This is a genomic window from Microlunatus antarcticus (assembly GCF_014193425.1).
In the GTDB taxonomy this organism is placed as follows: Bacteria; Actinomycetota; Actinomycetes; order Propionibacteriales; family Propionibacteriaceae; genus Microlunatus; species Microlunatus antarcticus.
On sequence record NZ_JACHZG010000001.1, the window covers coordinates 814,071 to 835,693 of the forward strand.

At 72.1% G+C, this 21,623-nt stretch carries 20 protein-coding genes; 16 read left to right on the plus strand and 4 right to left on the minus strand.

From position 1 onward, the window contains the following. Positions 1 to 73 precede the first annotated feature (73 nt). Positions 74 to 1,573, plus strand: coding sequence for a lysyl oxidase family protein (locus tag FHX39_RS03770; RefSeq protein ID WP_332836653.1), 1,500 nt, complete (start codon positions 74 to 76; stop codon positions 1,571 to 1,573). Positions 1,574 to 1,649: 76 nt separating this feature from the next. Continuing rightward, a complete protein-coding gene (locus FHX39_RS03775) occupies positions 1,650 to 3,302 on the plus strand; it encodes a hypothetical protein (protein WP_183336858.1) in 1,653 nt (550 codons plus the stop codon). 36 nt (positions 3,303 to 3,338) lie between these two features. Here FHX39_RS03775 and FHX39_RS03780 read toward each other — a convergent pair whose 3' ends face one another. Then, a complete protein-coding gene (locus tag FHX39_RS03780) occupies positions 3,339 to 4,622 on the minus strand; it encodes an LCP family protein (protein WP_183336859.1) in 1,284 nt (427 codons plus the stop codon). A gap of 173 nt (positions 4,623 to 4,795) precedes the next feature. Here FHX39_RS03780 and FHX39_RS03785 point away from each other — a divergent pair, with 173 nt between their 5' ends. The 12 genes from FHX39_RS03785 (at position 4,796) to FHX39_RS03840 (ending at position 17,889) form a co-directional block, all read left to right on the plus strand. Next, complete coding sequence (locus FHX39_RS03785) at positions 4,796 to 6,331, plus strand: LCP family protein (protein WP_332836654.1); 1,536 nt, start codon at positions 4,796 to 4,798, stop codon at positions 6,329 to 6,331. Between the two features lie 34 nt (positions 6,332 to 6,365). Beyond that, positions 6,366 to 7,364 carry a glycosyltransferase family 2 protein gene (locus FHX39_RS03790; protein WP_183336860.1) on the plus strand — a complete coding sequence of 333 codons (999 nt, stop codon included), beginning with the start codon at positions 6,366 to 6,368 and terminating at the stop codon, positions 7,362 to 7,364. A 151-nt stretch (positions 7,365 to 7,515) separates the two neighbouring features. Further along, positions 7,516 to 8,109 carry a hypothetical protein gene (locus FHX39_RS03795; protein WP_183336861.1) on the plus strand — a complete coding sequence of 198 codons (594 nt, stop codon included), beginning with the start codon at positions 7,516 to 7,518 and terminating at the stop codon, positions 8,107 to 8,109. A gap of 55 nt (positions 8,110 to 8,164) precedes the next feature. Continuing rightward, positions 8,165 to 8,554: a tautomerase family protein gene (locus FHX39_RS03800; protein WP_183336862.1), complete on the plus strand. Its 390-nt coding sequence runs from the start codon at positions 8,165 to 8,167 to the stop codon at positions 8,552 to 8,554. 136 nt (positions 8,555 to 8,690) lie between these two features. Beyond that, on the plus strand, positions 8,691 to 9,737 hold the full coding sequence (iolC, locus tag FHX39_RS03805) for a 5-dehydro-2-deoxygluconokinase (RefSeq protein WP_183336863.1): 1,047 nt from the start codon (positions 8,691 to 8,693) through the stop codon (positions 9,735 to 9,737). Positions 9,738 to 9,799: 62 nt separating this feature from the next. Then, complete coding sequence (locus tag FHX39_RS03810) at positions 9,800 to 10,681, plus strand: Cgl0159 family (beta/alpha)8-fold protein (protein WP_456299347.1); 882 nt, start codon at positions 9,800 to 9,802, stop codon at positions 10,679 to 10,681. Continuing rightward, complete coding sequence (gene iolB / locus FHX39_RS03815; protein ID WP_183336864.1) at positions 10,678 to 11,559, plus strand: 5-deoxy-glucuronate isomerase; 882 nt, start codon at positions 10,678 to 10,680, stop codon at positions 11,557 to 11,559. Before FHX39_RS03810 ends, iolB begins: the two co-directional genes overlap by 4 nt. Then, positions 11,556 to 13,460 (plus strand): 3D-(3,5/4)-trihydroxycyclohexane-1,2-dione acylhydrolase (decyclizing), encoded by a 1,905-nt coding sequence (gene iolD, locus FHX39_RS03820; RefSeq protein ID WP_183336865.1) that lies wholly within the window; start codon positions 11,556 to 11,558, stop codon positions 13,458 to 13,460. Before iolB ends, iolD begins: the two co-directional genes overlap by 4 nt. Positions 13,461 to 13,529: 69 nt before the next feature. Further along, positions 13,530 to 14,447, plus strand: coding sequence for a TIM barrel protein (locus FHX39_RS03825; RefSeq protein ID WP_183336866.1), 918 nt, complete (start codon positions 13,530 to 13,532; stop codon positions 14,445 to 14,447). Beyond that, positions 14,444 to 15,445, plus strand: coding sequence for a Gfo/Idh/MocA family protein (locus FHX39_RS03830; protein ID WP_183336867.1), 1,002 nt, complete (start codon positions 14,444 to 14,446; stop codon positions 15,443 to 15,445). Before FHX39_RS03825 ends, FHX39_RS03830 begins: the two co-directional genes overlap by 4 nt. A gap of 22 nt (positions 15,446 to 15,467) precedes the next feature. After that, positions 15,468 to 16,361, plus strand: coding sequence for a sugar phosphate isomerase/epimerase family protein (locus tag FHX39_RS03835; protein ID WP_183336868.1), 894 nt, complete (start codon positions 15,468 to 15,470; stop codon positions 16,359 to 16,361). 34 nt (positions 16,362 to 16,395) lie between these two features. Then, complete coding sequence (locus FHX39_RS03840) at positions 16,396 to 17,889, plus strand: CoA-acylating methylmalonate-semialdehyde dehydrogenase (RefSeq protein ID WP_183336869.1); 1,494 nt, start codon at positions 16,396 to 16,398, stop codon at positions 17,887 to 17,889. 111 nt (positions 17,890 to 18,000) lie between these two features. On the opposite strand, the gene FHX39_RS20930 is transcribed toward FHX39_RS03840, so the two are convergent. Then, positions 18,001 to 18,369 carry a TfoX/Sxy family protein gene (locus FHX39_RS20930; RefSeq protein WP_183336870.1) on the minus strand — a complete coding sequence of 123 codons (369 nt, stop codon included), beginning with the start codon at positions 18,367 to 18,369 and terminating at the stop codon, positions 18,001 to 18,003. Between the two features lie 87 nt (positions 18,370 to 18,456). Between FHX39_RS20930 and FHX39_RS03850 the strand changes: the two genes are divergently transcribed. Further along, on the plus strand, positions 18,457 to 18,714 hold the full coding sequence (locus FHX39_RS03850; protein WP_183336871.1) for a hypothetical protein: 258 nt from the start codon (positions 18,457 to 18,459) through the stop codon (positions 18,712 to 18,714). Between the two features lie 22 nt (positions 18,715 to 18,736). Here the strand turns inward: FHX39_RS03850 and FHX39_RS03855 are convergent, their stop codons facing one another. Continuing rightward, a complete protein-coding gene (locus FHX39_RS03855) occupies positions 18,737 to 19,453 on the minus strand; it encodes a TIGR03089 family protein (RefSeq protein ID WP_183336872.1) in 717 nt (238 codons plus the stop codon). An 89-nt stretch (positions 19,454 to 19,542) separates the two neighbouring features. On the opposite strand from FHX39_RS03855, the gene FHX39_RS03860 reads away from it, so the two are divergent. Next, complete coding sequence (locus FHX39_RS03860) at positions 19,543 to 20,622, plus strand: mannose-1-phosphate guanylyltransferase (protein WP_183336873.1); 1,080 nt, start codon at positions 19,543 to 19,545, stop codon at positions 20,620 to 20,622. A gap of 123 nt (positions 20,623 to 20,745) precedes the next feature. Here the strand turns inward: FHX39_RS03860 and FHX39_RS03865 are convergent, their stop codons facing one another. Then, complete coding sequence (locus FHX39_RS03865; RefSeq protein WP_183336874.1) at positions 20,746 to 21,561, minus strand: DUF3105 domain-containing protein; 816 nt, start codon at positions 21,559 to 21,561, stop codon at positions 20,746 to 20,748. Between the last annotated feature and the right edge of the window lie 62 nt (positions 21,562 to 21,623).

A 21,623-nucleotide genomic window follows, 5' to 3' on the forward strand; every position in this document is an offset into this window, starting at 1 on the left:
AGGGGGTCCCTACGTGAACGATCGTCCACGCACCGTGCGACGTACAGCCCGATCACTGCTGATCGCCGCGGCGGTGACCGCCATCGCGGCCGCCGGCGCCGTGCCCGCGGGGGCCGCGACACGGCCCGCGCTCACGCTCGAGGCCGCCCGGTCCAACGTCACCGTCTACCGCTACGTCGAGGACGACGACGGCGAGGGCGACGGCGGCGTCTACGTCGACGGCGACCTGGGGATCTACGCCGTGGCCGACCCCAAGCAGGCCTTCGAGGTGCGGGCGACGCGCAAGGACTACAGCAGCCCGCTCGTCGCGACGCTGGTGCGCAAGGGCAAGGACCGCACGCTCCCGGTGCCCGCCGACCTCACCGGGCTGACGGACTTCTCGCGCACCACCTTCCGCGACAGCAAGGGCAAGGTCGTGACGACCTCGACCTCGTCGTTCTGCGCGAACTCGTACGAGCCCGTCCGCCGCTCGCCGAAGGCGCCGGCCACCTCGCCCTACCCGCAGAGCTGCGGCGACGCCCGCAACCCGTACGCGCTGGGCGCGGTCTGGGGCCTGCAGGCCGGCTACGCGACCAGTCTCTCCGGCAACGAGGACTACTACGACGGCGAGGACGAGCCCGGTGGCCTGTCCGACCTGAAGCCTGGCTCGTACACGGCGACGGTCAGCGTGACCCCGGCCTACCGCGAGGCGCTGCGCATCCCGGTCGTCAAGGCCCAGGCGACCGTCCACGTGACCGTCGTCGACGTCAAGGAGGACGACTGCCGGACGGCCCGCGGGTGCCGGCGAGCGGACCCGAACCGCGCCGCGAGCGCGAAGGTGGAGAAGGCGCCGAAGAAGCTGACCGGGTCGAAGGTGAAGCCGAGCGGTCCGCTGCCCGACCTCCGCTCGCTGCCGGCGTGGGGGATCGTGTCCGACGGTCGCTACCTCAACTTCAGCGCCACCGTCTGGAACGCCGGCCCCGGCCGCCTCGTGGTCGACGGGTTCCGTGACGACAAGGACGCGGACCTGATGAACGCGTACCAGTACTTCTTCACCGCGTCCGGCAAGCAGAAGGGCTACGCGCCCGTCGGCGGCATGGAGTGGGACGCCCGGGACCACCACCAGCACTGGCACTTCAAGGACTTCGCGCGCTACAGCCTGGTGAGCGCCGACCTCAAGACGAGCGTGGTCAGCGGCAAGGAGGCCTTCTGCCTCGCCAACACCGACGCGGTCGACTACACGGTCAAGGGCGCCAGCTGGAGGCCGCAGAACACCGACCTGTCCACCGCGTGCGGCGGGCGGCAGGCGCTCGGGGTCCGCGAGGTGCTGGACGCCGGCTCGGGCGACACCTACGAGCAGTTCCGGGAGGGTCAGGCCTTCGACCTGACCACGGTGAAGAACGGCACCTACTACATCGAGGTGGCGGCCAACCCGGACTCCGTGCTCTACGAGCGCAGCACCAAGAACAACGTGTCGCTGCGCAAGGTCGTCATCGGCGGGGTCAAGGACAAGCGCACCGTCGTCGTCGAGAAGGTCGGCGTCATCGACGAGCCGCCGGTCGAGATCGAGGAGCCCGAGCTCGCGCACCGCTGACCGCAGCGCGTAGAGCCCGCAAGGAGTCTGGGGAAAACTCCGTGCTCGGTCGTCCGGACCAGTGAGAATGCTGTCCGTGACGACCGAGCAGGACCCCAGGCAGCTCTTCGCCCCACCACCCGCCGACGGCGGGCTCTTCGTGGGCGGCTCGATCCTCGACAGCCGTACGGGGGTGGCGGCGGCCGCCGAGCAGTGGGCCGGCGGGGCCGGCAACCTCGACCTCGACGACCTCTCCGTCGAGCTGCTCCAGGTGGCGCAGCAGCGACCCGGCGCCCCCGACGAGAACGCCGCGGGGCGGCGGGCGTCGGCGCTGATGCTGGCCCGGCGCTTCGGCGAGGCGCTCGCGGCGCTGCCGCCGGACCTCGTCCTGCCGCCGCCGGGGGACGACGACCTCCGTCGTGACCACCTCGTGGCCGCCACCTGCCGGGCCGCGCTCGGCGACGACGGGGCCATGGCCTGGCTCCGCCAGGTCGCGCCGCTGGTCTCGGCCACCGACTGGGCGGGCTACCTCGCGCACTGCCTGCTCCGCGTCGGCGACGCTCGCGGGGACCTCGGGCTGTCCGAGGCTGCGCTCGGCCAGCTCCAACGCCTGGGCGACAAGGGGCGTCGCGTCCTGCCGCGCATCGTCGCGGACGTGGTCGGGCGTCGGCCCCGGGCCAAGCCGGAGGGACCGGCCGGCCGGACGAAGATCTGGGGTGCGCCCCGGGACAACCCGACGTCCACCGCCGTGCGGGAGTCCGCCGGGGTGCTGCGGGTGGCCACCGACCTGCTCCACAGCGCGTCCGAGTCGTTCGTCTCCGACCCGCAGCTGGTGCTGGACACCGCCGAGCTCCTGCGCATGCGTGGCGACCGGGACGGCGCGGCCCTGCTGCTCCACGTCGTCGACCGGACCAACCCGCACGTCGCGCGGATCCAGGCCGCCCTGGCCGCGTACGTCCCGCCGGGCGCAAAGGGCCGACGCCGCCTGCGTCGCGTGCTGCTCCTCGTCCTGGGCGCCATCGCCTTCCTCGTCAGCGGTGTGACCGGCTACCCGACGATCGCGCTCTTCGCGGGGATCGGCATCGGGCTCGTCGAGATCTTCGCCCGCGAGCCCGGCCTCAACCGTTTCGACACCGGCGTCGCGAGCGAGTACGCGGAGAAGATCGGCATCCGCGCCTTCTTCCTCGCGCCCCGGTCGGTCGCGGACGAGGTGCCGCTCGGCGGCACCCGCAAGGTGCTCCCGATCGTCCTCGGGGTCCTCGCCCTGGTCCTGGGCATCCTCGTCTTCCCGCCCGCCCGGGACGTCGCGGCGGCCCACGGGCAGCCGGCGGGGTGGATCACCTCGCCCGCGCTCGGAACGTTCCTGGTCTGGATCGTCCTCTTCCCGGCCCTGGTGACCTGGGCGGCCAGCCTGGTCCCGGACCGCCGCCTCGGCTACGTCGTCCCGCGGCTCACGGCCGCGCAGTCGGAATGCCAGTGCCGCCGGTGGACGTGGGTGGCCGGACCGTTCGCCTTCGCCTACAGCACCGCCCACCTCGTGCCCGTCGAGACGCCGGCCGCGCTGCGACCCGTCCTCGACCGGTACGGGCCGCTGCCGCCGTCGGTCGTCAGCTGCACCACCACGGGCGCGGCCTGGCTGGTGCTGACCCTGGGGCCGGAGAACGGGAAGATCCTGCTGCGCAGCCCGCTGGGGACCCTGCCCGACCCGGTCGAGCCGCCGGAAGGACTGCCGACCGGGCAGTACCTCTAGGGCCGGTCGCCGCCAGGAGCTCTTCCCCGCACGGGGCTACTTCGCGTACTTGCCGAGCTTGGAGGTGTCGCCCCGCGCGATCTGGGCGAACATGTCCGACGCCGCGGACGCGTCCCAGAGCACCGCCGAGCCCACCGGCGTGCTGTAGCCGGGGTTCGCGACCGGGACCGTGAGCGTCAGCCCGTCGCCGGCCGAGACCGTCCGGAGCGCGAGCGCCGCCTGCCCGGTGTCGACGATCGTCGTGTCCTGCCCGATCCTGACCGCCGACGCGGTGGCGTTGCACAGCCGCCAGTAGCGGACGGGGTCGAGCACGGTGGCCGGGGACGCCGCCTTCTTGGCCACCGCCGCGAGCATCTCGCGCTGCCGCTCGACGCGGCCGAGGTCGCCGCGCGGGTCCGCCTTGCGCATCCGGACGTAGCCGAGCGCCGTGGTCCCGTCGAGGGTCTGGCAGCCCTTCTTCAGGTCGAGGTGCGAGTCCTGGTCCTTGATCGCCGACGGGACGCACATCCGGATCCCGTCGAGAGCGTCGATGACCGAGACGAAGCCGCCGAAGCCGACCTCGGCGTAGCCGTCGACCCGCAGGCCCGTGTTCTGCTCGACCGTCTGCACGAGCAGGTCGGGACCGCCGATCGCGTACGCGGCGTTGATCTTGTCCTGCCCGTGACCGGGGACGTCCACGTAGGAGTCGCGGGGGAGCGAGACCAGGACGGGCTTGCCGGTCGCCGGCTTGATCACCAGCATGATCGTGTCCGTGCGCTGCCCGGCGACCGAGCCGGTGCCGAGCTTCTTCTGCTGGGCCTTGCTGAGCCCCTCGCGCGAGTCCGACCCGACGAGCAGGAACGTCTCGCCCGGCTGGTCGCCGGGCCGCTTGCCGCTCGGGGTGTCGTCGACGCGGCCGACCTGGCTCCACGCGTACGCGGGCACGCCGACCAGCCAGACCACCCCGAGCAGCACGAGCACGAGGAGCGCGCGGAAGAAGGTGCGGACGGGGCGGCGCCGTCTACGCGGCCGGCGGGACCCGTCTCCAGGACCGCCGGGCCCGTCCGGACCGTAGGGGCCCCCGGGTCCCTGCGGCGGCACGCCGCGCGGGTCCGGCGCGAAGCCCGCTCCGTACGCGGGCGTCCGTGGGTAGTCCGCAGGCGTGGGTCGGACGGCAGGCCGGGGCGGTGCGGGAGGAGCGGCGGCAGCGGGGGGAGCGGCAGCGGCGCGGGACTCACCACGGTCAGCGGGTGCCGGCATCACGCGCGTCGGCTCGGGCTCGGAACGGCGCTGCTCACGCCCGTAGAGCCAGTCGAGGTCGGCCTCGTGGCGGTTGGCCATGCGTCGAGGCTACCGGCGCGAGGGCTCCGCGGAGTCAGACCACAGGCCTGACCACATCGGTCCGCGGGACCCCGGCGTGGCACGGCCCGACTGACCCCGGTGCCTGTCCATACTGACGGACGGCCTGTTCCGGCGGGCCGAAAACCGTTGGTCGGCAGAGAGGCTCCACCCGAGTGTCCAGCACCTTGACGCCCGAGCGCGAGGGCATGCGCGACGACGACGGCTCCGCCGAGCGCGACCGTCTGATCACCGACTCGCTGCAGACCGCGGAGCGGCGCAGCGAGCGGGTCAAGCTCCGTCGCGGCCTCACGTTCCTGCTCATGACGCTGGTGCTGCCCGGCTCGGCGCAGGTCGCCGCGGGCAACCGCCGGATCGGCCGGACCGCGCTCCGGGTGTGGGCCGCCCTGTGGGTCCTGGCCGTCCTGGCCGGCCTCTTCGTGCTCGTCTGGCACAGCGCCGCCATCACCGTCATCACCCGGCCGGTGACGCTGCGCATCGTGCAGGGCGCGCTCGTCGCGCTCGGCATCGGGTGGGCGCTGCTCTTCCTCGACGCCTGGCGCATCGCGCGCCCGCCGGAGATGGCGCGGCGCAACCGCCTGGGCTTCGCGATGCTCAGCATCGGGCTCGCCTTCACCGTCCTGATCGGTCTCATCGCCTCGGCCAACGTCGTGTCCGCCCAGCGCGAGCTCGTCAGCAGCGTGTTCTCGGGCGGCGGCGACAAGGTCGCCAAGGCCGGCCGCATCAACATCCTGCTCATGGGCGGCGACGCCGGAGCCGACCGCACGGGCCTGCGCCCGGACAGCATGACCGTGGCCAGCGTCGACCAGGCCACCGGTCGTACGGTCTTGATCAGCCTGCCGCGCAACCTGGAGAAGGCCCCGTTCCCGGCGTCCTCGCCGATGCACAAGAAGTTCCCCAAGGGCTTCGACTGCCCCAACGACGTCTGCATGCTCAACGCCGTCTACACCTACGCGATGGGCCACAAGGAGCTCTACCCGAAGGTCAAGAACCCCGGCGCGCAGGCGACCAAGGAGGCGATCGAGGGCGTCACCGGCCTGACGATCAACTACTGGTCGCTCATCGACCTCAAGGGCTTCGAGGACCTGGTCGACGCGCTCGGCGGCATCAACATGGACGTCTACCGTCGCGTCCCGATCGGCGGTGGGCCCACCCACCCGATCTACGGCTACGTCGAGGCGGGCAAGAACCGTCACCTGGACGGCAAGGAGGCGCTGTGGTTCGCCCGCTCGCGCTCCGACTCCAGCGACTGGGACCGGATCGTCCGGCAGAAGTGCGTGATGAACGCGATGCTCAACCAGCTCGACCCGCTGACCGTGCTGACCAAGTTCAACGGCATCGCCAGCGCGAGCAAGGAGATCGTCGCCACCGACGTCCCGAGCTCGCAGGTCTCGACGATGCTCGACCTGGCGCAGAAGGCGAAGACCAAGCCGGTCGGCAGCCTGGCCATCGTCCCGCCGCTGCTGAAGAAGCCGGCCGACCCGGACTTCCCGAAGATCCAGGCCGCCGTCGCCGAGCAGATCGCCAAGTCCGAGGCGATGGACGAGCCCAAGCCGTCCGCGACCGCGGTCCCGGCGGGCAACGCGTCGGCCAGCACCAAGCCCAAGAAGTCCTCGACGAGCTCGAGCTCGTCCGACCCGGCGAAGAAGGGCGTGGACACGTCCAACCTGTCCAAGGTCTGCTCTGCCTGACCCGGCCGGCGGCGGCCCGGGGGAGGACGACGGCGTGAGCGCGGGCTGGCCCGGCGTCTCCGTGGTGATGCCGGTGCTCAACGAGGAGCTCCACCTCGAGGCGGCCGTCTCCGGCGTCCTGACGCAGGAGTACCCCGGCGAGCTCGAGGTCGTCCTCGCCGTCGGTCGCAGCAAGGACGCGACGCGCGCCATCGCCGACCGGCTGGCCGCGGTCGACCCCCGGGTCCGGGTCGTCGACAACCCGGCCTCGCGGACGCCCCACGCGCTGAACCTGGGCGTCGCCGCCGCCCGGCACGACGTGATCGTGCGGGTCGACGGGCACGGGATGCTCACCGACGGCTACATCCGCCGCGCCGTCGAGCTGCTCGACGAGACCGGCGCGGCGAACGTCGGCGGCGTCATGGACGCGCAGGGGACCTCGCCCTTCGAGGAGGCCGTGGCGGCGGCGTACACGACCAAGCTCGGCCTCGGCGGCAGCTCCTTCCACCTCGCGGAGTCGCAGGCGGGGCCGGCCGAGACCGTCTTCCTCGGGGTGTTCTGGCGCGAGGCGCTGCAGGCGGTCGGGGGCTTCGACGAGACCATGCACCGGGCCCAGGACTGGGAGCTCAACCACCGGCTGCTGGCCAGCGGGCGGACGATCTGGTTCTCCCCGGACCTGCGTGTCACCTACCGGCCCCGTTCCTCGGTGCGGGCGCTGGCCAAGCAGATGTACGACACCGGCAAGTGGCGCCGCGAGGTCATCCGGCGCTACCCCGACACCGCGAACGTCCGCTACCTCGCCCCGCCGCTGGCCACCGCCGCCATCGCCGGCGGCACGCTGCTCGGCCTGGCCGGGTCGGTCACGGGGTCCCGGCTGCTCCGGCTGGCCTGGGCTGCCCCGGCGGGCTACGCGGCGGTGATCCTGGGCGGCTCCGCCGTCACCTCCCGCTCTATGTCCGACGCCGCCCGCGTACGCCTGCCCCTCGTCCTCGCCGTCACCCACCTGTCGTGGGGGGCCGGGTTCCTGGTCGGGCTGCGGCGCCCGCGTTCCTAGGGACGCGGCGGGGTCGTTGCCCAGGTGCGCACTTCCGCACCTGAACGCGCTGTGGAAAAGGTGCGGAAGCGCGGACCTGCGAGCGGCTGTCCGGTTAGGTTCCTCTTCCTGCCTCAGATACCCGGCTCAGCCGGACGACCGTGGAGACCCCGTGAACCTTCCCCCGTCCCTTCGCCGCGCCGCCGTCGTGGCTGCGCTCGTCACCGTCACCTCCCCGCTCGCCGCCTGTGGCGGGGGCGGGAACACGTCGTCCTGGGTCGGGACGTTCTGCGGGGCGGGCTCCGACCTTCGGGGCAGCCTGTCGCGGAGCAACGACCAGCTGCGGGAGGTGCTGAAGGCGGGCGGTGCACCGGCCGACGTCAAGCTGTCCGTCGTCAGCAGCGCCGGGGCCTACGTGAACGCGTCGACCGTCGCGGGCGTACGGGTCAAGCAGGCCGGTGAGCCATCGGTCGACCAGGGGGCTGAGATCGAAGCGGCGGTCGTGGCGAAGTACGCCGCGATCGACACCCAGCTCAAGGCCCTCCAGGACGAGGCCGAAGCGTTGCCCACCTCCAGCACCGGCGCGCTGGCGGACGCGCTCGGTCCCTACAGCCAGAAGCTGTCCGACGTCAGCCGCGACGTGGCCGGCAGCTTCGAGGAGCTGAAGCAGTACAAGGGCTACGCCAAGCTCGACAAGGTGTCGCGCACGCCCGACGACTACGACACGGCCGACAGCTGCACGCGGTTGCGCACCGTCGCCCCGTAGCGGGACTACGAAGCTTCTGCTACTTTGTCCTGACAAACTTCTGTCAGGAGTCGTCATGCCGCTGGTCCGGATCGATGTCGTCGAGGGGCGCGAGCCCGCCGAGCTGCGCCGGCTGGCGGACGTGGTGCAGGAGGTCCTCGAGGAGGTCTTCGCCGCCCCGCCGCGGGACCGCTACCAGGTCGTCGAGGAGCACCGCTCCACCCACCTGATCCTGCAGGACACGGGCCTGGGCTTCGACCGGACGGACGACCGCGTGCTCGTCCAGGTCTTCCAGCAGGGGCGCAGCGACGAGCAGAAGAAGGCGCTCTACGCTCGACTCGCGGAACGGCTGGAGGCGGAGTGCGGCGTCGCCCCGACCGACCTCGTGGTGTCCGTCGCTGCGAACGGTCGCGCCGACTGGTCCTTCGGGCTGGGTCGGGCGCAGTTCCTCGAGGGCGACCTCTGAGGGACGACCGCGGGAACACCTGTGAAGTCGGCAAGACTCCCCGCATTTGTCAGGACAAAGGATTGACAGTGTCGGTCCGTGATCGTAGGTTCGTGCCAGGTCCCACCCCCGCGCGTCGGGTACTCGAAGGAGAGCGATGACCAGCCAGCCAGCCGTGCCCGCCGACGTGGACGGGACGGCGCCCGACGGGCTGCAGGTGCTGACCTTCGGTCGCGCCGGGGTCGACGTCTACCCGCTGCAGGTGGGCGTGGGCCTGGAGGACGTGGAGACCTTCGGCAAGTACCTCGGCGGCACCACCGCGAACGTCGCCGTCGCGGCCGCGCGCTTCGGCCACCGCACCTCGATCATCACCGGCGTCGGTGACGACCCCTTCGGCCGCTTCGTCCGCCGCGCGCTGCGCGACCTCGGCGTGAGCGACGAGTTCGTCGTCACCAACCACACGTACGCGACCCCGGTCACCTTCTGCGAGATCTTCCCGCCCGACGACTTCCCGCTGTGGTTCTACCGCAAGCCGACGGCCCCCGACCTGCAGATCACGCCCGCCGACATCGACTTCGACGCGGTGCGGGCCACCGAGCTGCTGTGGCTCTCGGTGACGGGTCTCAGCGAGGAGCCGAGCCGGCAGAGCCACTTCGAGGTGCTCGAGGCCCGCGCCCGCAAGCCCTTCACCGTGCTCGACCTGGACTACCGCCCGATGTTCTGGGACACCCCGGCGCACGCGACCGAGCAGGTCCAGAAGGTGCTGCCGAACGTCACGGTCGCCGTCGGCAACCGCGAGGAGTGCGAGGTCGCGGTGGGCGAGACCGAGCCCGAGCGCGCGGCGGACGCCCTGCTCGCGGCCGGCGTCGAGCTGGCCGTGGTCAAGCAGGGCCCCAAGGGCGTGCTGGCGAAGACCCGGTCGGGGGAGCGCGTCGAGGCGCCGCCGATCCCGGTCCGCCCGCTGAACGGCCTCGGTGCCGGCGACTCTTTCGGAGGATCACTGATTCACGGTCTGCTCGAGGGCTGGCCCCTGGAGAAGGTGCTGCGCCACGCGAACGCCGCCGGCGCGATCGTCGCCTCGCGGCTGGAGTGCTCGACGGCGATGCCGACGCAGGAGGAGATCGAGACCCTCCTCGCCGGCGGGGACCCCAACGAGCGGCTGGCGGACTCGCTGGCCTCGCACTTCGCCGGGTCCGGCCGATGACCGCCACCTCGACGACCGTGCACCGCCCGTCCGCGGTCGGGCTCGTGTCCGACGGCCGGTTCGTGTCCTCGGTGGCCGAGATCAACGAGGTCCGGGCCCGCGAGCCGCAGCGGATCGGCGAGCTGCTGGCGAACCGCGAGCGCCGCGACCTCTTCGGGGCCGACGGCAAGCTGATGATCGTCGCCTGCGACCACCCCGCCCGCGGGGCGCTGGGCGCGTCCGGCAAGAAGAACGCGATGGCCGACCGCCTCGAGCTGCTCGACCGGCTCGCCACCGCGCTGTCGCGGCCCGGGGTCGACGGGCTGCTCGCCACGGCGGACATCGCCGAGGACCTGCTCCTGCTGGGCGCGCTCGAGGGCAAGCTCGTCTTCGCGTCGCTGAACCGCGGCGGCCTCCAGGGATCGTCGTTCGAGATGGACGACCGCAACACCGGCTACGACGTGCGGGGCACGCTCGAGGCGCGGTTCGACGGGCTGAAGATGCTGACCCGGATCGACCTCGACGACCCGGGCACCGTCGCCACGCTCGAGCGTCAGGGCCAGGTCGTGACGGAGTGCAACCGGGCCCGGCTCATCGCCATGGTCGAGCCCTTCATGTCGCGTCGGGTGCCCACCAAGCACGGCACCAAGGTCGTCAACGACCTGACCGCCGACGCTGTGATCAAGTCCGTCGCGATCGCGTCCGGCCTCGGTGCCTCCAGCGCGTACACGTGGATGAAGCTCCCCGTCGTGCCCGAGATGGAGCGCGTGATGGCGTCGACGACCCTGCCCACGCTGCTGCTGGGCGGCGACCCCGAGAACGCGCCGGACGAGACGTACGCCGCGTGGTCGGCCGCGCTCGCGCTGCCGTCGGTGCGCGGCCTGGTCCTGGGCCGCACGATGCTCTACCCGGCCGACGACGACGTCGCCAAGGCCGTGGACACCGCGGTCGGGCTGGTGCGATGACCTCGATCCACTACCTCCCCGCGGGCACCGCCGGTGCGGACGGGTACGACGTCGCGATCACGCCGGAGTCGGCCGGCTGGGGCTACTCAGGCCTCCACGTGGTGACCCTCGCGGCCGCCGAGGAGCACGGGTTCGCGACCGGCGAGGACGAGGTCCTCGTCGTCCCGCTGAGCGGGGCCGTCTCCGTCGAGGCCGACGGCAGCCACCTCGACCTCGCCGGGCGCGCGGACGTGTTCGCCGGCCCGACCGACTTCTCCTACCTGCCGCCGGGCACGACCGCGACGCTCGTGAGCGAGCGGGGCGGACGCTTCGCGCTCTGCTCCGCCCGGACGGACCGTCGCCTGCCCGTCCGGCACGGCGCTGCGGCCGACGTCCCGGTCGAGCTGCGCGGCGCCGGCGGGTCGAGCCGCCAGGTCCGCAACTTCGGTACGCCGGAGGCCCTCGACGCCGGCGCGATCATCGCCTGCGAGGTGATCACCCCGGGCGGCAACTGGTCGTCCTACCCCGCGCACAAGCACGACGAGGCGAGCGAGACCGAGAGCGCGCTGGAGGAGATCTACTACTTCGAGATCGCCGCCGGCCCGCAGGGTCAGCCGGGCCTCGGCTTCATGCGGACCTCTTCCTCGCCCGGCCACCCGATCGAGGTGACCGAGGAGGTCCACGACGGCGACGTCGTCCTCGTCCCGCACGGCTGGCACGGCCCCGCCGTCGCCGCCCCGGGCCACCCGATGTACTACCTGAACGTGATGGCCGGACCGCCCGCCGCCGGTGACGGCAAGCGCGCCTGGCTCATCACCGACCACCCCGACCAGACCTGGGTCCGCGCCTCGTGGGCCGACCAGGCGGTCGATCCCAGACTGACCGGAGAGACCCGATGAGCAACACCGTGCGCATGACCGTCGCGCAGGCCACGATCAACTTCCTCGGGGCCCAGTTCAGCGAGTCCGACGGGGTCGAGCAGAAGCTCTTCGCCGGGTGCTTCGGCATCTTCGGCCACGGGAACGTGGCCGGCATCGGCCAGGCCCTCCTGCAGGCCGAGCTCGAGCAGCCGGACCTGCTGCCGTACGTGCTCGGGCGCAACGAGCAGGCCATGGTGCACTCCGCGGTCGCGTACGCGCGGATGAAGGAGCGGCGCCAGACCTGGGTCGTGTCGACCAGCGTCGGCCCCGGCGCGACCAACATGCTCACCGGCGCCGCGCTCGCGACGATCAACCGGCTGCCCGTGCTGCTGCTCCCGGCGGACACCTTCGCCGACCGCTCGGCCTCGCCGCTGCTGCAGGAGCTCGAGCACCCGTACGCCGGCGACCTCACGGTCAACGACGCGTTCCGCCCGGTCTCGACCTACTTCGACCGCGTCTGGCGGCCCGAGCAGCTCGCCCCGGCCCTGATGTCGGCGATGCGGGTGCTCACCGACCCGGCGACCACCGGTGCGGTGACGGTCTGCTTCCCGCAGGACGTGCAGGTGCAGGCGTACGACTGGCCCGTCGAGCTCTTCGAGCGTCGGGTGTGGCACATCGCCCGCCCGCGGCCCGAGACCCGCGTGCTCGAGCAGGCGGCGGCCGCGATCCGCTCGGCCAAGCGGCCGCTGATCGTGGCCGGCGGCGGCGTCCACTACTCCGGGGCGACCGACGCCCTGGCCGCCTTCTGCGCGGCCACCGGCATCCCGGTCGGGCAGACCCAGGCGGGCAAGGGGACGCTCCTCTACGACCACCCGCAGTGCCTGGGCGCCATCGGCTCGACCGGGACGACCGCCTCCAACGCGGTCGCCGCCGAGGCCGACCTGGTGATCGGCATCGGGACCCGCTACTCCGACTTCACCACCGCGAGCCGGACGGCGTTCGCCGACCCGGGCGTCGCGTTCGTCAACGTCAACGTGGCCGGGATCGACGCGGTCAAGCAGTCGGGGCTCTCCGTCGTCGCCGACGCCCGCGAGACCCTCGCCGCGCTCACCGACCTGCTGGCCGGGCACCACGTCGACCAGGCCTACGTCGACCGCTACACCGCGCTCGACGCCGAGTGGGAGGCCACGGTCACCTCGGTCTTCGCCGAGCCGGAGACGAGCGAGGGCCTGCTCAGCCAGAACGCGGTCATCGGCGCGGTGAACGAGCTGTCCGACCCGCGCGACGTCGTCGTCTGCGCGGCCGGCTCGATGCCCGGCGACCTGCACAAGCTCTGGCGCACCCGCGACCCGAAGGGCTACCACGTCGAGTACGGCTACTCCTGCATGGGCTACGAGGTCGCCGGCGGCCTGGGCGTGGCCATGGCGTGCCCGGACCGCGACGTCTTCGTCATGGTCGGCGACGGCTCGTACCTGATGATGGCCACCGAGCTGGCGACCGTCGTGCAGGAGCACGTCAAGCTCATCACGGTCCTCGTGCAGAACCACGGCTACGCCTCGATCGGCGCGCTGTCGGAGTCGCTCGGGTCGCAGCGCTTCGGCACCCGCTATCGCGCCCGCGGGGCGGAGAGCCACCGCCTGGACGGGGACTTCCTGCCGGTCGACCTCGCGGCCAACGCCGCGAGCTTCGGGCTCGAGGTGATCAAGGCCCAGACCATGGCCGAGCTCGCCGACGCGATCAAGGTCGCCAAGGCGGGGTCCGAGCCCGTCGTGATCTACGTCGAGACCGACCCGTTCATCGACGCGCCGCCCTCGGACTCGTGGTGGGACGTCCCGGTCAGCGCCACGTCCACGCTGGAGTCCACCCAGCGGGCGCGCACCACCTACGAGGAGCACAAGGCCCGGCAGCGGCTGTTCCTCACCCCGCCCCGCACGTCCTGACCCGCCCCTCCCGACCTCCCCGTCTCGACCCGTCCGTACGCACCTCCACCGCAGAAGGAGCACCACGCCGTGCCTGGCAAGCTGACCATCGGAACCGCCCCCGACTCCTGGGGCGTCTGGTTCCCGAGCGACCCCGAGCAGGTCTCGGCCGACGTCTTCCTCCGCGAGGTGGTGGAGGCCGGCTACGAGGCCATCGAGCTCGGCCCGTACGGCTACCTGCCGAAGGACCCGCGGGAGCTGTCCGACGCCCTCGAGGCGCACGGGCTGACCGTGCTCGCCGGCACCGTGTTCTCCGGGCTGCACCGGCCGGGCTCGTGGGACGACGTGTGGAAGCAGGTGACCGACGTCGCGGCACTGACCAAGGCCGTCGGCGGCGAGCACATCGTCGTCATCCCGGCGATGTACCGCGACGAGAAGACCGGCGCTGACCTCGAGCCGTCGACGCTCACCGACGAGCAGTGGACGCTCCTGACCGGCCAGACCGACGAGCTGGGCCGCCGGATCCTCGAGGAGTACGGGCTCAAGGTCCAGTTCCACAGCCACGCCGAGAGCCACGTCGGCTACCAGCCCGACATCGAGCGGTTCCTCGAGGCCACGAACCCCGACTACGTAAACCTCTGCCTCGACACCGGCCACGTCGCCTACTACGGCGGTGACTCGGTGGAGCTGATCACCAAGTACCCCGAGCGCATCGGCTACGTGCACCTCAAGCAGGTCAGCCCCGAGGTGATGGAGGAGGTCCGGGACAAGAACATCGTGTGGCCCGAGGCCGTCCGGATGGGCGCGATGACCGAGCCGCCGCTCGGCGTGCCGGACATGCCCCCGGTGCTCGACGCCCTGGCTGCGCTGAACCGGCCGATCATGGGCATCGTCGAGCACGACCTCTACCCGTGCCCGGCTGACCTGCCGCTGCCGATCGCCAAGCGCACGCGGACGTACCTGCAGTCCTGCAGCTCCGCCCAGATCGACCTCGGGAACCGCGCGTGAGCGCCGACCTGAGGATCGCCGTCCTCGGCGTCGGGATGATGGGGGCGTTCCACGCGGACGCGCTCGCCACCCGGGTCAAGGGCGCGACGGTCACCGTGGTCAACGACTTCGCCGCCGACAAGGCCGCAGAGGTCGCCGCCCGAATCGGTGCGCGGGTCGTCGCCGACCCGTTCGAGGCGATCGCCGACCCCGAGGTCGACGCCGTCCTGATCGCGACCCCGGGCGCGGCCCACGCGGGCCAGGTCCAGGCCTGCCTCGACGCGGGCAAGCCGGTGCTCTGCGAGAAGCCGTTGACCACCGACATCGCGTCCTCGTACGCGCTGGTGCAGGCCGAGGCCAAGCTCGACCGGCCACTGGTCCAGCTCGGCTTCATGCGGCGCTTCGACGCCGAGTACGTCACCCTGCACGACCTGATCACCTCGGGCGGGCTGGGCAACCCGCTGCTCGTGCACTGCACGCACCGCAACCCGACGGTGCCGGAGCACTTCAACTCGGAGTTCATGATCCGCGACTCCGTGGTGCACGAGGTCGACGTCGCCCGCTTCCTGCTCGACGAGGAGATCACCTCGGTGCAGGTGCTCCGCGGCGTGGCCACCTCGGCCGCGCCGGAGGGCACGAACGACCCGATGATCGTGGTCTTCGAGACCACCTCGGGCCGCCTCGTCACCGACGAGATCTACGTCCGCAGCGGCATCGCGTACGAGGTCCGCACCGAGGTCGTCGGCGAGGCCGGCAGCGCCATGATCGGGCTCGACCAGAACCTCGTGCGCACGACCACCGACGGGCGCTGGGGCGGCACGATCACCCCGGGCTTCGTCGAGCGGTTCGGGCAGGCCTACGACACCGAGCTGCAGCGGTGGGTCGCCGCGGCGAAGCAGGGCACGATCGACGGCCCGGGCGTCTGGGACGGCTACGCCGCGGTCGCGGTCTGCGAGGCCGGCGTGCAGGCCGTCCGGACCGGTGAGAAGGTGCCGGTCGTCATGGAGGCCCGGCCATGATCAGCAGGCAGGGGGCGTCGTCGTGAGGCTGGCCCTCGACGCGCAGATGTTCTTCGCCACGAGCAGCGTCTACGAGCTGCCCGACATCGCGGCGGGCCTCGGCTACGCCTGGATCGAGCTGTCGCCCAAGGACGACTTCATCCCGTTCTTCCGGCACCCCCGGATCGACGACGCCGGCGTCCGCCGGCTCAAGAAGGTCGCCGCCGACGCCGGCGTCGGCTTCGCCTCGATCATCCCGCTCAACCGCTGGTCGGGTCCCGACGAGGGCCAGCGCCAGGCCGCCGTCCGGTCGTGGAAGCGGTCGATCCAGATCGCCGTCGACCTCGGCGTGGACGTGCTCAACTCCGAGTTCAACGGCCGTCCGGAGGACCCGGAGACCGCCGAGGCGATGTTCCTGCGGTCGATGGACGAGCTCCTGCCGATCGTCGAGCGCGAGGGGATCAGGCTCGTGCTCGAGCCGCACCCGGACGACTTCATCGAGGACGGCCTGGACGCGGTCGGGATGATCCGGGGGCTGAACCACCCGAGCGTCAGCTTCCTCTACTGCACGCCGCACGCGTTCCACCAGCGCCACAGCCCGGCGGCGATCATCGAGGCGGCCGGCGACCTGGTGAGCTACGTGCACCTGGCCGACGCCTTCGACCACACGGCCTCGCACGGCCTGCGCTACATCACCAACCCGCCCGGCAACGCCGTCCGCGTGCACCAGCACATGGAGGTCGGGCGCGGCGAGGTCGACTACGACGCGGTCTTCGCCGCGCTCGCCGCCGTCGGCTTCGACGGTGTCATCAGCAGCTGCGTCTTCGGCTTCGAGGAGGACGCGCGCGCGATCTCCGAGCGTCAGCGCGACGCGGCCGTCAGCCTGGTGACGCAGCACTTCGGCGCCGACCAGGCCGCCGCCCTCACCCGTACCTAGATCCGATCAGCAACCCGACAGGCAGGAACCCAGCATGGCCACCACCCTCCACCACTGGCTGAACGGCGCGACCTTCGAAGGCTCCGGCGGTCGCTTCAGCGACGTGACCAACCCGGCGACCGGCGAGGTCAGCGCCCAGCTGGCCCTGGCGTCGGAGGACGACGTCGACGCGGTCGTCGCCGCGGCCTCCGCGGCGTTCCCGAAGTGGCGCGACACCTCCCTCGCCCGCCGCGTGCAGATCCTCTTCGCGTTCCGCGAGCTGCTGAACGCCCGCGCCGACGAGCTGGCCGCGATCATCACCAGCGAGCACGGCAAGGTCCTCTCCGACGCCCGCGGCGAGGTCGCCCGCGGCCAGGAGGTCGTCGAGTTCGCCTGCGGCATCCCGCACCTGATCAAGGGCGCGTTCACGGAGAACGCCTCGACCCGCGTCGACGTGCACTCGGTGCGCCAGCCCCTCGGCGTCGTCGGCATCATCTCGCCCTTCAACTTCCCGGCCATGGTGCCGATGTGGTTCTTCCCGCTGGCCATCGCCTCGGGCAACACCGTCGTGCTCAAGCCGAGCGAGAAGGTGCCGACCGCGGCCCTGTTCATGGCGCAGCTGTGGAAGGAGGCCGGCCTGCCCGACGGCGTCTTCAACGTCCTCAACGGCGACAAGGTCGCCGTCGACGGGCTGCTGACCCACCCCGACGTGCAGTCGATCAGCTTCGTCGGCTCGACCCCGATCGCGCGCTACGTCTACGAGACCGGCACCTCGCACGGCAAGCGCGTCCAGGCGCTCGGCGGGGCCAAGAACCATATGCTCGTGCTGCCCGACGCCGACCTCGACCTCGCGGCCGACGCGGCCGTCAACGCCGGCTACGGCTCGGCGGGGGAGCGCTGCATGGCGATCTCGGCCGTGCTCGCCGTCGGCGACGTCGCCGACACGCTCGTGGAGAAGATCCGCGAGCGCACCGTCGGGCTGCAGACCGGCGACGGCACCCGCGGCTGCGACATGGGCCCGCTCGTCACCTCGGTGGCCCAGAAGCGCGTGGCCGGCTACGTCGACGCCGGTGAGGCCTCGGGCGCGACGCTCGTCGTCGACGGCCGCGACCCGAAGGTCAACGCCGACGGCAACGGCTTCTTCGTCGGCCCGACGCTCTTCGACCACGTCACGACGGACATGAGCATCTACACCGACGAGATCTTCGGCCCGGTGCTCGCGGTCGTCCGCGTCGACACGTACGCCGAGGGCCTGCAGCTGATCAACGACAACCCGTACGGCAACGGCACCGCGATCTTCACCAACGACGGCGGCGCGGCCCGGCAGTTCCAGAACGAGGTCAAGGTCGGCATGATCGGCATCAACGTGCCGGTCCCCGTCCCGATGGCGTACTACTCGTTCGGTGGCTGGAAGAACTCGCTGTTCGGCGACACCCACGCCCACGGCGTCGAGGGCGTGCACTTCTTCACCCGCGGCAAGGTCGTCACGTCGCGCTGGCTCGACCCGAGCCACGGCGGCATCAACCTCGGCTTCCCGCAGAACCAGTAGTTCTTCGCGCCCCACGAGCCCCAGGTTTTTCACGTTCACGTGAAAAACTGACGCTGACCCCACCAGATCCGGTGGGGTCAGCGCCAGTTTCGCGTGGTGAGCGGGCCCGGGTCAGCGGCGCGAGGCGGAGCGGGCGGCGGTGACGCCGCGTTCGATCCAGGCGCTCAAGGCGTCGTCGGTCAGGGCCTCGGGGGCGACGTTCACCCAGCTCTTCGAGGTGCGGCCGGCCATCGCCATCGGCTCGACGTCCGCGTCGGCGCAGAGCGCGTCGATCTCGGCCGGGTCGACGCGGACCATCAGGTCGCCCTTCGAGCCGGCGCAGACGGCCAGGTGGCCGGCCACCATGAAGCCGAGGCCGCCGAACATCTTCTTCTCCTCGACGAGGCCGAGGTCGCCCTCGTCGTCGTCGAGCTCGCCGCCGAGCAGCTCCTCGGCGAGGACCATGCGGATCCGGTCCGCGAGCGCGACGTCGTACGGCACCCACTTAGTCTGACCGGGGGTGGCCGGAAGCGCGCCCGCCGGGTCGGTTACGTTCGGTCCCTCAAGCCCGACGACGCAGGAGGACCCGTGCCCGAACCGTTCGACGAGGTGCTGGAGCCCGAGCAGGACGGCGGTCTTCACCACGACCGCCGGGTGCACGGCGGAATGCCGGTCCGGGAGGACGACGACGCGCTCGAGCGTCTCGTGGAGGAGGACCGCGTCGCGGCGGGGGTGTCCGACTTCGCCGAGGACGACGTCCCGCCCGCCACGGACGCCCCGCCCGAGGGGACGTCGGAGGCCGTCACCCGGGCCCAGCAGGGGCTCTCGGGCGACACGACCGTCTGATCATCCGGCCGGTCGCGTCCGGCTAGTCGCTGACGACGGCGTCCACGCGCTCGGTCAGGCCGATCTGCCGAGCGCGCTCGTCGTCGGCGGCGCCGGCCAGGACCACGGACGAGCCGCCGTCGCGCAGCGGTACGACGACGGCGTCCCGTACGGTCGCCCACGGGTCCCCGGAACGCACCAGGAGCCGCTGCGCCGGGACCGGGCCGCCGAGGAGCAGGTCGGTCTGGTCCAGCGCCCGCTCGTGGTCGTGCCAGGCCGGGGCGTCGGAGGCGACGGGGTTGACGTTCCACACGTCGGGCTGGACGCGGACCTCCGCGGCGTAGTCCACGACGCCCGACGGCACGGGGGGCTCGAGCCCCAGGCCCAGCGGGTGCAACGAGCAGGCGACCAGCTCGGCCGTCCCCGGGTCGACGTCGGCGTAGTCCGGCCCGCACACCACGAGCGCGGCCTCGTCGGGCCGACCGAGGGTGAGGGTCGCGCCGGTCTGCCAGCAGGCCAGCGCCCACACCAGCGTCATCCAGTGGCCGGGGTGGCGTGCGGCGACGAGGAGCTCGACCGACGCCCCAGGCTCCAGCATCAGCTCGTCGGTCAGCAGGTTGCTCGTCTTGGCGACCCAGTTCGCGAACGTCGTCCCCGACAGCTCCGTCCGGATCCCGGCGTCGACGTCGTAGTAGGTGACCAGCGGGGCCGAGCCGGCGGACCGGACCCGACGGGCGAGGAGCTCGGCGATCAGCGGCACGCCCGGAGCGTACCCAGCCGGGGCGGGCCGTCCGCGGCAGTTCTCGGGCAGGGACGTGGAGGGCGCCCGTTCCCCCTAGCCTTCTGCCCATGCGGTACGTGCTGATCGTCGCCGGCGGGTCCGGCAAACGCCTCTGGCCCCTGTCCCGGCAGGACATGCCCAAGCAGCTGCTGAAGGTGGTCGGCGGCAAGAGCCTGCTGCGCCTGGCGTACGAGCGGGTCCAGGGTCTGGTGCCCGACGCGAACGTCCTGGTCTGCACCGGGGCGGACTACGCGGCCACCGTGGCGGCCGACCTGCCCGAGCTCCCCGCCGCGAACATCCTCGGCGAGCCCGAGGGCCGCGACTCGCTGAACGCGGTCGCCTGGCCCGCCGCGATCCTCGCCGCCCGCGACCCCGAGGCGGTCATGGCCGTGGTCACCGCCGACCAGATCATGAACCCGGTCGACGCGTTCCAGGCCGCCCTCGACGAGGCGTTCACGGTCGCGGAGGAGTCGCCCGACGTGCTGGTGACCTTCGGCGTGGTGCCCACCTCGCCGCACGTCGGCTACGGCTACCTGCAGCGGGGCGAGCAGCTGCCCGGCCACCCGGACGTGTGCACGGTGCACGCGTTCAAGGAGAAGCCCGACGCGGCCACGGCCGAGCACTACGTGGGCTCCGGCGAGTACTGGTGGAACTCGGGCATGTTCGTCTGGCGCGCGGCCACGCTGCTGCGCCAGGTCGAGGCCCTCCAGCCCGACACGTACGCCGCGCTCGTCCGCCTGGCCGCCGAGCCCGAGCGGCTGGGGGAGATCTACCCCACCCTGCTCAAGATCAGCGTCGACTACGCGGTGATGGAGCCGGTGTCGCAGGGGCAGGGGAGCGCCCGCGTGGTCGCGGTCCGCCTGCCCATCAGCTGGCACGACGTCGGCGGCTTCGCGGCGCTGGGTGAGCACCTGCCCCAGGACGCGAGCGGGAACGCGGTCCAGGGCGTCAGCGTGCTGGTCGACGCCCACGACAACGTCGTGATCAACCAGTCCGAGGACGGTCGCCTCGTCGCGGTGGTCGGCCTGTCCGGCATGGTCATCGTCCAGACCCCGCAGATCACCCTCGTCTGCCCGACGAGCGAGGCCGAGCGCATCAAGGAGCTCCTCGCCCAGGTCACCGCGACCCTGGGCACCTCGTACGCGTAACTTCTGTCTCCGCTTCGCTCGGACACCCGAAAGTGGTCGGTCCGGGCGGTGTGCAAGCGCTTCCAGAGGCCCCGGAGTGACCACTTGGCGCAGAGGTGAGCCCGCACGAGGCGAGCTCTGAACTCACGCCGCGTTCGGCTCGGGGCTGCTCGAGTAGGGGTACTTGGCCATGAAGTCGGTGATCGCCTGGCCGCTGACCTGGGTGCAGGACTGGCGCACACCCTTCTGCTGCGTCTGGTCGCCCGGGTTGCTGGGGTCGGCCGTCCAGCGGGCGAGGACGACGTTCTTGCCCTCCGGGAACGTGCCGTCCGTCGACGAGTAGGGGGCGGCGATGAACTTCTGCGTCGGGTCGTACGTCTCGCTGCCGAAGGTCCCGGCGGCTTGGCGCAGCGCGGTGACGTCGGACTCCGGGGCGTCGGCGCGGTACCAGGCGATCGTGTAGCCGTGCTCCAGGTTGTGGACCAGCGTCTCGACCTCGGGCCGGTCGTCGGTGGAGTAGAAGTGCTTGGTGAACGCGGCCGGCGACGGGTAGTGCTTGCCGGAGTCGGGCGGCGACTGCGCGTACTGGACCTTGGTGCCCTCGGCGACGTGCTCCTGGTTGCCGGTGGCCGGGTTCTCCTGGACCGGGTCGCAGCCCGCGTCGGCGAGCGGTACGCCGATGGCGGCGAGGCCGGCGGCGGTGACCTTCGAGTCCTTGGCCACGAGGTAGATCGGGTAGGCGAGCAGCGCGGCCGCGACCACGATGCACACGGACAGCAGCAGGATCGTGCGGCGCCGCTGCTCGGCCTTGCGGGCCTTCTCGAACGACGCGAGCCGGTCCCGGCGGTTGCCGCCCTCCTTGCCGCCGCCGTTCTTGCTGCCGCCGGCACTGCCCTTGGGGCCGGGGCCCTGGCCGTCCGAACGGCCCGCCGACGGTTTCGGCTGGGGGGCGTGGGTCACGGGGGGTGCTCCTCGGGCGGCGGGCGAGCGGGGCTCGCGGGTCGGGCCCAGAGGCCCGCGGA

Excerpts from the sequence above, each read along its gene's own strand:
- FHX39_RS03780 (WP_183336859.1), bottom strand. The coding sequence starts at position 4,622 with ATGGCCAACCGCCACGAGGCCGACCTCGACTGGCTCTACGGGCGTGAG.
- FHX39_RS03800 (WP_183336862.1), top strand. The coding sequence starts at position 8,165 with ATGCCGCTGGTCCGGATCGATGTCGTCGAGGGGCGCGAGCCCGCCGAG.
- iolC (WP_183336863.1), top strand. The coding sequence starts at position 8,691 with ATGACCAGCCAGCCAGCCGTGCCCGCCGACGTGGACGGGACGGCGCCC.
- iolB (WP_183336864.1), top strand. The coding sequence starts at position 10,678 with ATGACCTCGATCCACTACCTCCCCGCGGGCACCGCCGGTGCGGACGGG.
- iolD (WP_183336865.1), top strand. The coding sequence starts at position 11,556 with ATGAGCAACACCGTGCGCATGACCGTCGCGCAGGCCACGATCAACTTC.
- FHX39_RS03840 (WP_183336869.1), top strand. The coding sequence starts at position 16,396 with ATGGCCACCACCCTCCACCACTGGCTGAACGGCGCGACCTTCGAAGGC.
- FHX39_RS03860 (WP_183336873.1), top strand. The coding sequence starts at position 19,543 with ATGCGGTACGTGCTGATCGTCGCCGGCGGGTCCGGCAAACGCCTCTGG.